9 protein-coding genes are annotated in these 12,260 nt (G+C 52.1%); 3 read left to right on the forward strand and 6 right to left on the reverse strand.

Annotated elements, in window-relative coordinates; translation table 11 throughout:
* Nucleotides 1-25: 25 nt before the first annotated feature.
* The 4 genes from lpdA to pdhR all read right to left on the reverse strand — a co-directional run bounded on the left by lpdA (nucleotide 26) and on the right by pdhR (nucleotide 7,270).
* On the reverse strand, nucleotides 26-1,450 hold the full coding sequence (lpdA, locus tag KXD89_RS18115) for a dihydrolipoyl dehydrogenase (protein ID WP_000102485.1): 1,425 nt from the start codon (nucleotides 1,448-1,450) through the stop codon (nucleotides 26-28).
* Nucleotides 1,451-1,774: 324 nt separating this feature from the next.
* Nucleotides 1,775-3,667 (reverse strand): pyruvate dehydrogenase complex dihydrolipoyllysine-residue acetyltransferase, encoded by a 1,893-nt coding sequence (gene aceF, locus KXD89_RS18120; RefSeq protein ID WP_000963518.1) that lies wholly within the window; start codon nucleotides 3,665-3,667, stop codon nucleotides 1,775-1,777.
* Nucleotides 3,668-3,681: 14 nt separating this feature from the next.
* Nucleotides 3,682-6,345 carry a pyruvate dehydrogenase (acetyl-transferring), homodimeric type gene (gene aceE, locus KXD89_RS18125; protein ID WP_072647335.1) on the reverse strand — a complete coding sequence of 888 codons (2,664 nt, stop codon included), beginning with the start codon at nucleotides 6,343-6,345 and terminating at the stop codon, nucleotides 3,682-3,684.
* 160 nt (nucleotides 6,346-6,505) lie between these two features.
* A complete protein-coding gene (pdhR, locus tag KXD89_RS18130; RefSeq protein ID WP_000331776.1) occupies nucleotides 6,506-7,270 on the reverse strand; it encodes a pyruvate dehydrogenase complex transcriptional repressor PdhR in 765 nt (254 codons plus the stop codon).
* 540 nt (nucleotides 7,271-7,810) lie between these two features.
* Between pdhR and aroP the strand changes: the two genes are divergently transcribed.
* Nucleotides 7,811-9,184, forward strand: a complete 1,374-nt coding sequence (aroP, locus tag KXD89_RS18135) for an aromatic amino acid transporter AroP (protein WP_000969915.1) — start codon at nucleotides 7,811-7,813, stop codon at nucleotides 9,182-9,184.
* A gap of 42 nt (nucleotides 9,185-9,226) precedes the next feature.
* On the opposite strand, the gene ampE is transcribed toward aroP, so the two are convergent.
* Together ampE and ampD are read right to left on the reverse strand one after the other, a co-directional pair.
* The gene (gene ampE, locus KXD89_RS18140) at nucleotides 9,227-10,081 is read right to left on the reverse strand and encodes a beta-lactamase regulator AmpE (protein WP_000172005.1); all 855 of its coding nucleotides are present in this window, start codon (nucleotides 10,079-10,081) and stop codon (nucleotides 9,227-9,229) included.
* Nucleotides 10,078-10,629 (reverse strand): 1,6-anhydro-N-acetylmuramyl-L-alanine amidase AmpD, encoded by a 552-nt coding sequence (ampD, locus tag KXD89_RS18145; protein ID WP_000923721.1) that lies wholly within the window; start codon nucleotides 10,627-10,629, stop codon nucleotides 10,078-10,080. The genes ampE and ampD overlap by 4 nt, the downstream gene beginning before the upstream one ends.
* An 87-nt stretch (nucleotides 10,630-10,716) precedes the next feature.
* On the opposite strand from ampD, the gene nadC reads away from it, so the two are divergent.
* Nucleotides 10,717-11,610: a carboxylating nicotinate-nucleotide diphosphorylase gene (gene nadC, locus KXD89_RS18150; RefSeq protein ID WP_001135174.1), complete on the forward strand. Its 894-nt coding sequence runs from the start codon at nucleotides 10,717-10,719 to the stop codon at nucleotides 11,608-11,610.
* 202 nt (nucleotides 11,611-11,812) lie between these two features.
* Nucleotides 11,813-12,253 (forward strand): prepilin peptidase-dependent pilin, encoded by a 441-nt coding sequence (gene ppdD / locus KXD89_RS18155; RefSeq protein WP_000360904.1) that lies wholly within the window; start codon nucleotides 11,813-11,815, stop codon nucleotides 12,251-12,253.
* Nucleotides 12,254-12,260: the final 7 nt, after the last annotated feature.

The following is a 12,260-nucleotide window of genomic DNA, read 5'->3' on the forward strand; positions in this document are numbered from 1 at the left end:
GCCGGATGTTCCGGCAAACGAAAAATTACTTCTTCTTCGCTTTCGGGTTCGGCAGGTCGGTAATGCTACCTTCGAACACTTCTGCCGCCAGGCCCACAGACTCGTGCAGAGTCGGGTGCGCGTGGATGGTCAGTGCGATGTCTTCAGCATCACAACCCATTTCGATTGCCAGGCCGATTTCACCCAGCAGCTCGCCGCCGTTAGTACCGACAATCGCACCACCGATCACACGGTGAGATTCTTTGTCGAAAATCAGCTTGGTCATACCGTCTGCGCAGTCGGAAGCGATAGCACGACCAGAAGCAGCCCACGGGAAGGTGGCGGTTTCATAGCTGATGCCTTTCTCTTTCGCTTCTTTCTCAGTCAGACCCACCCATGCAACTTCTGGTTCGGTATAGGCGATGGACGGGATAACTTTCGGATCGAAGTAGTGTTTCTTACCGGCGATAACTTCAGCGGCAACGTGACCTTCGTGAACACCTTTGTGTGCCAGCATCGGTTGACCGACGATATCGCCGATAGCAAAGATGTGCGGTACGTTGGTACGCAGCTGTTTGTCAACGCGGATGAAACCACGGTCGTCAACTTCCACGCCTGCTTTGCCTGCGTCGAGGTTTTTACCGTTCGGCACACGACCAATCGCTACCAGCACGGCGTCGTAACGCTGCGGTTCAGCGGGTGCTTTTTTGCCTTCCATCGTCACATAAATGCCGTCTTCTTTCGCTTCAACGGCGGTAACTTTGGTTTCCAGCATCAGGTTGAATTTCTTGCTGATACGCTTGGTGAAGACTTTAACGATGTCTTTGTCAGCTGCCGGGATAACCTGGTCGAACATTTCAACCACGTCAATCTGTGAACCCAGCGCGTGGTAAACGGTGCCCATTTCCAGACCGATGATACCGCCACCCATTACCAGCAGGCGTTCTGGTACTTCTTTCAGTTCCAGCGCGTCAGTGGAGTCCCAGATACGCGGATCTTCATGCGGAATAAACGGCAGTTGGATCGGGCGAGAACCCGCTGCAATGATCGCGTTGTCGAAGTTGATCACGGTTTTGCCGTTCTCACCTTCAACTTCCAGGGTGTTAGCCCCGGTGAATTTACCCAGACCGTTGACCACTTTGACTTTGCGGCCTTTCGCCATACCAGCCAGACCACCGGTCAGCTGATTGATCACTTTCTCTTTCCAGGTACGAATCTTGTCGATATCGGTTTTCGGTTCGCCGAAGACGATACCGTGTTCAGCCAGCGCTTTGGCTTCTTCGATAACTTTTGCTACGTGCAGCAGTGCTTTAGAAGGGATACAGCCGACGTTCAGGCAAACACCGCCAAGGGTGTTGTAACGTTCTACGATTACGGTTTCCAGACCTAAATCAGCGCAACGGAAGGCAGCGGAGTAACCTGCGGGGCCTGCCCCAAGTACCACGACCTGAGTTTTGATTTCAGTACTCATCATGACCTCTATATATTTATCTCCGGCGGTCATACCCGTCGTCTTTCAGGCCGCAGCGGCGTTAGCTTCACGCCCTCACCCCAGTCACTTACTTATGTAAGCTCCTGGGGATTCTGGCGCTTGCTACCTTGCTGCACCCAGAAATCCATAGGGTATGTGAAGTAATACCCTAACCACCACCGGGTCGTTCTATCCGTCGGTATTTTACAAAATTGTTAACAATTTTTAAACAACAAACGGCAACCGATTTGTCTATTCGCTAATAACCTCAATACATTCATGAGATTACCAGAAAAAAGCCGGCCGTTGGGCCGGCTCTTTTACTTACATCACCAGACGGCGAATGTCAGACAGCGTGTTGTTAATGATGGTAATGAAACGGGCACCATCAGCACCGTCGATCACGCGGTGGTCGAAGGAGAGAGAAATCGGCAGCATCAGACGCGGCACGAACTCTTTACCATTCCACACCGGCTCCATCGCGGACTTGGAAACGCCGAGGATAGCCACTTCCGGCGCGTTCACAATCGGCGCGAAGTGGGTAGTACCCAGGCCGCCGATGCTGGAGATGGTGAAGCAACCGCCCTGCATTTCGCCCGCAGTCAGCTTACCGTCACGCGCTTTCTTAGAAATAGTCATCAGCTCGCGAGACAGCTCGATGATGCCTTTCTTGTTGACGTCTTTGAATACCGGAACAACCAGACCGTTCGGGGTATCCACCGCCACACCGATGTTGATGTATTTCTTCAGGGTCAGACGCTGACCGTCTTCCGACAGCGAACTATTGAAGCGAGGCATCTGCTCAAGAGCTGCAGCAACGGCTTTCATGATGAAGACAACCGGGGTGATCTTCACATCCAGCTTACGTTTCGCCGCTTCTTCGTTCTGCTGTTTACGGAACGCTTCCAACTCGGTGATATCGGTTTTGTCGAAGTGAGTAACATGCGGGATCATTACCCAGTTACGGCTCAGGTTCGCACCAGAGATTTTCTGGATGCGGCCCAGTTCCACTTCTTCGATTTCACCAAACTTGCTGAAGTCCACCTTCGGCCACGGCAGCATGCCAGGGATACCACCGCCAGTCGCTGCCGGAGCTGCTTCTGCACGTTTGATAGCTTCTTTCACGTAAGCCTGAACGTCTTCGCGCAGGATACGACCTTTACGGCCAGTGCCCTTCACTTTCGCAAGGTTAACACCAAACTCGCGTGCCAGACGGCGGATCAGCGGAGTCGCGTGAACATAAGCGTCGTTTTCAGCAAATTCAGATTTGCCTTCCGCTTTCGCAGCTGGTGCTGCTGCCGGGGCTTCAGCTTTTGCTGCCGGTGCCGGCGCTGCCGCTTCCTGTTTCGCAGGAGCTGCCGCAGGCGCTGCGCCTTCAACTTCGAAGATCATAATCAGCGAGCCAGTTTTCACTTTATCGCCAACGTTGACTTTCAGTTCCTTCACGACGCCTGCAAACGGCGCCGGAACTTCCATAGAAGCTTTGTCGCCTTCTACGGTGATCAGTGACTGTTCAGCGGCAACTTTGTCGCCCACTTTCACCATCACTTCAGTCACTTCAACTTCGTCACCGCCGATATCCGGAACGTTAACTTCTTTCACGCCAGCCGCTGGTGCAGGGGCCGCTGCCGGAGCTGCTTCCTGTTTAGCGGCCGGAGCTGCCGCGCCTGCTTCACCCGCGACTTCGAAGACCATAATCAGCGAGCCGGTAGACACTTTGTCACCCACGTTCACTTTGATCTCTTTCACGGTGCCAGCAAACGGAGCCGGAACTTCCATAGAAGCCTTGTCGCCTTCTACGGTGATCAGCGACTGTTCAGCTTCAACTTTATCGCCAACTTTCACCAGGATTTCGGTCACTTCAACTTCGTCGCTGCCGATATCCGGAACGTTAACGTCTTTTGCCGCCGCAGCCGCTGGTGCTGCTGCCGGAGCTGCTTCTTTCTTCTCTTCTGCCTGAGCAGGTGCAGCGTCTGCTGCACCGTCGGCGGAATCGAAAATCATAATCAGTGCGCCGGTCTGGGTTTTATCGCCAACAGAGACTTTGATCTCTTTAACGATACCCGCCTGCGGAGACGGAACTTCCATAGAGGCTTTGTCGCCTTCTACGGTGATCAGCGACTGTTCGGCTTCAACTTTGTCGCCCACTTTGACCAGGATCTCGGTGATTTCAACTTCATCAGCCCCGATGTCCGGTACTTTGATTTCGATAGCCATTATTCTTTTACCTCTTACGCCAGACGCGGGTTAACTTTATCTGCATCGATGTTGAATTTGGCGATTGCGTCAGCAACCACTTTCTTATCGATTTCGCCACGTTTAGCCAGTTCGCCCAGCGCCGCAACCACGACATAAGAAGCATCAACTTCGAAGTGGTGACGCAGGTTCTCACGGCTGTCGGAACGACCGAAGCCATCAGTACCCAGTACGCGGTAGTCGTCAGCCGGTACGTAAGTACGGACCTGCTCAGCGAACAGTTTCATATAGTCGGTAGATGCCACTGCCGGAGCGTCGTTCATCACCTGAGCGATATACGGAACGCGCGGAGTTTCCAGCGGGTGCAGCATGTTCCAGCGTTCACAATCCTGACCATCACGCGCCAGCTCGGTGAAGGAGGTCACGCTATAAACGTCAGAACCTACGCCGTAATCTTTCGCCAGGATCTCAGCTGCTTCACGGACGTGACGCAGGATAGAACCGGAGCCGAGCAGCTGAACTTTACCTTTGCTACCTTCAATAGTTTCGAGTTTGTAGATACCTTTACGGATACCTTCCTCAGCACCTTCCGGCATTGCCGGCATGTGGTAGTTTTCGTTCAGCGTAGTGATGTAGTAGTAAACGTTCTCTTGTTTTTCACCGTACATACGCTCCAGACCGTCATGCATGATGACAGCAACTTCGTAAGCGTAAGCCGGGTCGTAAGAGATACAGTTCGGGATAGTCAGCGACTGAATGTGGCTGTGACCATCTGCGTGCTGCAGACCTTCGCCGTTCAGGGTGGTACGACCGGAAGTACCGCCGATCAGGAAGCCACGCGCTTGCTGGTCGCCAGCCGCCCAGCACAGATCGCCAATACGCTGGAAGCCGAACATCGAGTAATAGATGTAGAACGGGATCATCGGCAGATTGTTGGTGCTGTAAGAGGTCGCCGCTGCCAGCCAGGAACAACCTGCGCCCAGCTCGTTGATCCCTTCCTGCAGAATCTGACCTTTCTCGTCTTCTTTATAGTAAGCAACCTGCTCGCGGTCCTGCGGGGTGTACTGCTGACCGTTCGGGCTGTAAATACCAATCTGACGGAACAGACCTTCCATACCGAAAGTACGCGCTTCGTCGGCGATGATCGGTACCAGACGATCTTTGATCGACTTGTTCTTCAGCATCACGTTCAGAGCACGAACGAAAGCGATAGTGGGAGAGATCTCTTTGCTCTGCTCTTCCAACAGCGCGCCGAAGTCTTGCAGGCTCGGCAGCTCAAGCTTCTCGGTGAAGTTCGGCTGACGGCTTGGCAGATAACCGTGCAGTTTCTGACGCTGAGCGTGCAGATAGGTATGCTCTTCAGAACCTTCCGGGAAGGTGATGTACGGCAGTTTTTCGATATCTGCATCAGACACCGGCACATTGAAACGGTCGCGGATATGACGCACACCGTCCATGTTCATTTTCTTAACCTGGTGCGCGATGTTTTTACCTTCAGCCGCGTCGCCCATGCCGTAACCTTTAATGGTATGAGCAAGGATTACTGTCGCTTTGCCTTTGGTTTCCTGCGCTTTCTTGAATGCAGCGTAGATTTTCTTCGGATCGTGACCACCACGGTTCAGTGCCCAGATCTGCTCGTCAGTCCAGTCTGCAACCAGTGCTGCGGTTTCAGGATATTTACCGAAGAAGTGTTCACGAACGTACGCACCATCTTTCGATTTGAAGGTCTGGTAGTCGCCGTCAACGGTTTCGTTCATCAGCTGGATCAGTTTACCGCTGGTATCCTTACGCAGCAGTTCATCCCAACGGCTACCCCACATCACTTTGATCACGTTCCAGCCAGCACCTTCGAAGATGCCTTCCAGTTCGTTGATGATCTTGCCGTTACCGGTGACCGGGCCGTCAAGACGCTGCAGGTTACAGTTGATAACGAAGACCAGGTTATCCAGTTTTTCACGGGTAGCGATGGTGATCGCACCTTTGGATTCCGGTTCGTCCATTTCACCGTCACCGAGGAACGCGTAAACGGTTTGTTTAGAGGTATCTTTCAGGCCACGGTGTTCCAGATATTTCAGGAATTTAGCCTGGTAAATAGCACCAATCGGACCCAGACCCATAGATACGGTCGGGAACTGCCAGAATTCCGGCATCAGTTTCGGGTGCGGATAGGAAGAGAGGCCATTGCCGTGAACTTCCTGACGGAAGTTATCCAGCTGCTCCTGAGTCAGACGACCTTCCAGGAAAGCACGAGCGTACACGCCCGGGGAGATGTGGCCCTGGAAGTAAACCAGGTCGCCGCCATCCTGCTCGTTGCGTGCACGGAAGAAGTGGTTAAAGCACACATCATAAATGGTTGCGGAAGACTGGAAGGACGCCATATGGCCGCCCAGTTCGAGGTCTTTTTTCGACGCACGCAGCACCGTCATGATGGCGTTCCAGCGGATAGCTGAACGAATACGGCGTTCCAGTTCCAGATTACCCGGATACTCCGGTTGTTCTTCAACGGGGATGGTGTTGATGTAGTTGCTGATACCTGTGCCTGCGGCTACGTTTACACCGCCTTTGCGGGCTTCAGCAAGCAGTTGGTCGATCAGATACTGAGCACGCTCAACACCTTCTTCACGGATGACCGATTCGATCGCCTGGAGCCAGTCGCGAGTTTCGATCGGATCCACGTCATTTGGGAAACGTTCTGACATGGGTTATTCCTTATCTATCTAATAACGTTGAGTTTTCTGGAACCTGTCCCATTGAACTCTCGCCGGAAAGCTCAATAAGACAGGTTCTACGTTTAGTTGCCGCGCTTTTATATGCGCTTGATTTACAACATCTTCTGGATAATTTTTACCAGAAAAATCACTAATTCTTTCGTTGCTCCAGACGACGCAGAGAACGCTCACGGCGGCTCTCTTCACGACTTCTGTCGAGCAAAATTTCTTCGATAAAGGCCAGATGGCGATGCGATGCTTCGCGCGCTTCTTCCGGCTTACCGGCCATAATCGCTTCAAATATGCGGGTGCGGTGACTACTCACCAGCGGCAGCATCTCGCGACGCGAATAGAGCAATTCGAAGTTCTGGCGGACATTCTGGGCCAACATCGGCTCCATACACCTTAGCAGATGAAGCAGAACCACATTGTGGGCCGCTTCGGTGACGGCAATCTGATACTGGAGTACGGCGTTTGATTCCGCGTCCAGATCGCCAGACTGCTGCGCCAGCTCTATGGCGTGGTGGAGTTCACGGATGCGTTCCTTGTCTTCATCGGTACTACGCAGCGCGGCGTAATAAGCGGCGATACCTTCCAGGGCGTGTCGTGTTTCGAGCAAGTCATACTGTGACTCAGGATGGTCGGAGAGCAGCTCCACCAGCGGATCGCTGAAGCTTTGCCATAGGCTGCTCTGGACAAAAGTGCCGCCACCCTGGCGACGAAGCAACAAGCCCTTCGCTTCGAGACGTTGAATCGCCTCACGCAAGGAGGGACGGGAGACGTCAAACTGTTTTGCCAGTTCGCGTTCCGGTGGGAGTTTTTCGCCCGGGCGGAGAGTGCCTTCGAGGATCAAAAACTCCAGTTGCTGCTCAATCACATCGGAGAGTTTTGGTTGGCGGATTTTGCTGTAGGCCATGAGTTCCTGTCTTAAGCCACTTGCCGAAGTCAATTGGTCTTACCAATTTCATGTCTGTGACGCTAAAGTAACAAAGTATTCACCTTATGTCCATACAGGTTTTGATTGAAATCATGAAACTGTGCACATTTTAACAACTTGACATATATAACGTTTCAAAGTTGTAACTATGCACAAATGTAGACTTTACGTAGGAAAGGAGTTTTTTAACGATTATTAAACTATAAAAATCCGAATTGAACCGATTCACTTACCAATTTTGTGATTTTTAATTCAATTAAAACGAATTTAAATTCATTCTACATATTGAGAGGGGTTGAGGCTGAGCTTTACAAACGGTTTCTTTTTAAGCAACTCATCTTCAACCATGCATAAAGCGGGTGCATTCGCTGCCGCATACCATTATTCTTGATCTGACGGAAGTCTTTTTGTAACAATTCAAACTTCTTTGATGTAAACAAATTAATACAACAAACGGAATTGCAAACTTACACACGCATCACTGCGTAGATCAAAAAAACAACCACCGCACGAGGTTTCATGATGGAAGGTCAACAGCACGGCGAGCAGCTAAAGCGCGGCCTTAAAAACCGCCATATTCAGCTTATCGCGCTGGGTGGCGCGATAGGGACCGGGTTATTCCTGGGTAGCGCCTCCGTAATACAGTCCGCAGGGCCAGGGATTATCCTGGGTTACGCCATTGCTGGTTTTATCGCCTTTCTGATCATGCGTCAGCTGGGTGAAATGGTGGTCGAAGAACCTGTCGCAGGCTCCTTTAGCCACTTTGCTTATAAATACTGGGGCAGTTTTGCCGGTTTCGCCTCTGGCTGGAACTACTGGGTACTGTACGTTTTAGTTGCCATGGCTGAGCTGACTGCCGTGGGTAAATACATTCAGTTCTGGTATCCGGAAATCCCCACCTGGGTTTCTGCCGCCGTATTCTTTGTGGTGATTAACGCCATCAACCTGACCAACGTTAAAGTGTTTGGCGAGATGGAGTTCTGGTTTGCCATTATCAAAGTTATCGCGGTGGTAGCGATGATCATCTTCGGCGGCTGGCTGCTATTCAGTGGCAACGGCGGCCCGCAGGCGACCGTTAGCAACCTGTGGGATCAGGGTGGTTTCCTGCCGCACGGCTTCACCGGGCTGGTGATGATGATGGCGATTATCATGTTCTCGTTCGGTGGTCTGGAACTGGTGGGGATCACCGCAGCAGAAGCTGATAACCCGGAGCAAAGTATACCGAAAGCAACTAACCAGGTTATCTACCGCATCCTGATTTTCTATATTGGTTCGTTAGCCGTTCTGCTCTCACTGATGCCGTGGACCCGCGTTACCGCCGATACCAGTCCGTTTGTGCTGATCTTCCACGAGTTAGGCGATACCTTTGTGGCGAATGCGCTGAACATCGTGGTACTGACTGCGGCGCTCTCCGTGTACAACAGCTGCGTATATTGCAACAGCCGTATGCTGTTTGGTCTGGCACAACAGGGTAATGCGCCAAAAGCGCTGGCGTCTGTCGATAAACGTGGTGTACCAGTAAATACCATTCTGGTGTCTGCACTGGTAACGGCGTTGTGCGTACTGATTAACTACCTTGCCCCAGAGTCCGCTTTCGGACTGTTAATGGCGCTGGTGGTATCTGCACTGGTAATCAACTGGGCGATGATTAGCCTGGCGCATATGAAATTCCGTCGCGCCAAGCAGGAACAAGGCGTGGTAACTCGCTTCCCTGCTCTGCTTTATCCGCTGGGTAACTGGATCTGCCTGCTGTTTATGGCGGCGGTACTGGTGATTATGCTGATGACCCCAGGAATGGCGATTTCGGTATACCTGATCCCGGTATGGCTGATCGTGTTAGGTATCGGCTATCTGTTTAAAGAGAAAACCGCCAAAGCCGTAAAAGCGCATTAATCTCTCTACGCCCTCACCCGTACAGGGTGAGGGCAATAATCTTTACACCAACGCCCCGTAAATCGTCAGTAGTGCAATCACCACCACGACCACGAACGAGGTTTTCTTCGCCATTGAAACCGCTGCCTTCGGCGTCTCCACCTTATCGACATGCGGTTCACGCGCCAGAGAGAACTGCGCCAGACGCGTTAACACCTGATACTGCGAAGTATGGAAATCACCCAGCGAAGCAAACCAGGCCGGTAACGCTTTCTCACCATGACCGATCAAGGCATATACCACACCCGCAAGACGAACCGGCACCCAATCCAGTACATGAAGCACGGCATCAATGCCGGACTGTAAACGATGATGCGGCGTCTGATATCGCGCCAGCCAGTATTGCCATGCACGCAAAAACGCATACCCCATCAGCGTAACGGGTCCCCAGGTTCCCCCCACAATCAGCCAGAACAGCGGTGCAAGATAAAAACGAAAGTTAATCCACAGCAATGCATTTTGCAGCTCACGCAAATACTCACGTTCGTCGCAGCCTGCCGGGACGCCGTGAATCATGGTGAGTTCGCCAGCCATCGTGGCACGGGCATGGCTATCATTACGTGAAGCAGCTGTCAGATAAGCATGATAATGAAGACGAACTTTACCTGCGCCAATACACAGCAAACCAATCAGCAGCCACACCAGTAGCGTGGGAACGTTGAACAATACTCCCTGCAATGCGCGTAACAGTAAAAAAGTCACGCCCATCGCAATAATGGTCATGCCTAACGTGCGCCCGAGAGAAAAATGTTTCACCCGCCGAAAGAACGCTTCAAGACGATGATCAAGCTGCCAGTGCTCGCCCAACTTAAACAGGCGCTCGAAAATTAACACCAGTAAGGTTGTAAATAGCGTCATGTTGTCTCCTTGCTGACCAGCACACGAAACCGTGCCCAATCAAATGCAGGACCGGGATCGGTTTTCCGATCCGGCGCAATATCACAATGGCCCGTCATGTTTTTAGCGATATCCGGATAGCAATCAATCAGTGCCCGCGTAACCGCCGCAAGCTGTTGATACTGCGCATCGGTATACGCCAGCGTATCGGTGCCTTCAAGCTCAATCCCAATAGAAAAATCATTGCAGCGTTCGCGCCCCTGATACTGAGAGACTCCCGCATGCCATGCACGTTTATCGAAAGGAACATACTGGACTATTTCACCATCACGGCGAATCAAACAGTGAGCGGAGACGCGCAAATGGGCGATCTCAGCAAAGAAAGGATGTGCCTGCGGATCAATAGTTCCAGTGAATAATGCGTCGATCCACGGACCGCCAAACTCGCCTGGCGGCAGGCTAATATTGTGCACCACCAGCAGGGTGGGTGTTTCGTCATCCGGGCGGCAATCGTAATGTGGTGAGGGAACGCGGCGCGCGCCAACCAGCCACCCCTGTTCTAACAACATGCAGGATCTCCTTATATGTGGTGCTAATACCCGGTTCAGAGTAGCATGTTTCTACCTTATGATTCGTTAGCTATCTGGAGTTTTAACATGCCGCCTCGCCGCTATAACCCTGACACCCGACGTGACGAGCTGCTGGAACGCATTAATCTCGATATCCCCGGCGCGGTGGCCCAGGCGCTGCGGGAAGATTTAGGCGGAACAGTCGATGCCAACAATGATATTACGGCAAAACTTTTACCGGAAAATTCTCGCTCTCATGCCACGGTGATCACCCGCGAGAATGGCGTCTTTTGCGGCAAACGCTGGGTTGAAGAGGTGTTTATTCAACTGGCAGGCGACGATGTCACCATAATCTGGCATGTGGATGACGGCGATGTCATCAATGCCAATCAATCCTTGTTCGAACTTGAAGGCCCATCCCGCGTGCTGTTAACGGGCGAACGCACTGCGCTTAATTTTGTGCAAACCCTTTCAGGAGTTGCCAGTAAGGTACGCCACTATGTCGAATTGCTGGAAGGCACCAACACGCAGTTGTTGGATACGCGCAAAACCTTACCCGGCCTGCGTTCAGCTCTGAAATACGCGGTACTTTGCGGCGGCGGAGCGAATCACCGTCTGGGGCTTTCTGATGCCTTCCTGATCAAAGAAAACCATATTATTGCCTCCGGCTCAGTGCGCCAGGCGGTCGAAAAAGCGTCCTGGCTGCACCCGGATGCGCCAGTAGAAGTCGAAGTAGAGAATCTGGAAGAACTTGATGAAGCCCTGAAAGCAGGAGCCGATATCATCATGCTGGATAACTTCGAAACAGAACAGATGCGCGAAGCCGTCAAACGCACCAACGGCAAGGCGCTACTGGAAGTGTCTGGCAACGTCACTGACAAAACACTGCGTGAATTTGCCGAAACGGGCGTGGACTTTATCTCCGTCGGTGCGCTAACTAAACACGTACAAGCACTCGACCTTTCAATGCGTTTTCGCTAATAGTTGACAGATTTATCCGCTCCATCGCGGGCGGATAATCTCCCCTTCCCCAACTTTCTTCGTAACGCCTCGCAAATTTCTTGTCTTTCGCTGCAACGAAATAAAAAACCTCGGAATCTGCTTTCCCGTTTCGTTTTTTGCCCCTCGCCTGTGCTGATGGCGTTTGCCAAAGTAGCGCCAACCAAATCAAGGAGCGAAACAGATGGACAAGCAACGCGGTTTTACACTTATCGAACTGATGGTGGTTATTGGCATCATTGCCATTTTAAGCGCCATTGGTATTCCCGCTTATCAAAACTACCTGCGCAAAGCCGCACTCACCGACATGCTACAAACCTTTGTGCCTTACCGTACCGCCGTAGAGTTGTGCGCGCTGGAACATGGTGGATTAGATACCTGCGACGGTGGCAGCAATGGCATTCCCTCGCCTACCACCACCCGCTATGTTTCAGCCATGAGTGTGGCAAAGGGCGTGGTGTCGCTGACCGGGCAAGAAAGTCTCAATGGGCTAAGCGTCGTCATGACACCGGGTTGGGATAACGCAAACGGCGTCACCGGCTGGACGCGCAACTGCAATATTCAAAGTGACAGCGCATTGCAGCAAGCCTGCGAAGATGTCTTCCGCTTTGATGACGCCAACTAAGGAGCGG

The sequence above is a fragment of the Escherichia sp. TC-EC600-tetX4 genome, from assembly GCF_019356055.1.
In the GTDB taxonomy this organism is placed as follows: Bacteria; Pseudomonadota; Gammaproteobacteria; order Enterobacterales; family Enterobacteriaceae.

Coding starts and splice junctions, on each gene's coding strand:
- ampD (WP_000923721.1), bottom strand. CDS start 10,629: ATGTTGTTAGAACAGGGGTGGCTGGTTGGCGCGCGCCGCGTTCCCTCA.
- ampE (WP_000172005.1), bottom strand. CDS start 10,081: ATGACGCTATTTACAACCTTACTGGTGTTAATTTTCGAGCGCCTGTTT.
- nadC (WP_001135174.1), top strand. CDS start 10,717: ATGCCGCCTCGCCGCTATAACCCTGACACCCGACGTGACGAGCTGCTG.
- aceF (WP_000963518.1), bottom strand. CDS start 3,667: ATGGCTATCGAAATCAAAGTACCGGACATCGGGGCTGATGAAGTTGAA.
- aceE (WP_072647335.1), bottom strand. CDS start 6,345: ATGTCAGAACGTTTCCCAAATGACGTGGATCCGATCGAAACTCGCGAC.
- aroP (WP_000969915.1), top strand. CDS start 7,811: ATGATGGAAGGTCAACAGCACGGCGAGCAGCTAAAGCGCGGCCTTAAA.
- pdhR (WP_000331776.1), bottom strand. CDS start 7,270: ATGGCCTACAGCAAAATCCGCCAACCAAAACTCTCCGATGTGATTGAG.
- ppdD (WP_000360904.1), top strand. CDS start 11,813: ATGGACAAGCAACGCGGTTTTACACTTATCGAACTGATGGTGGTTATT.
- lpdA (WP_000102485.1), bottom strand. CDS start 1,450: ATGAGTACTGAAATCAAAACTCAGGTCGTGGTACTTGGGGCAGGCCCC.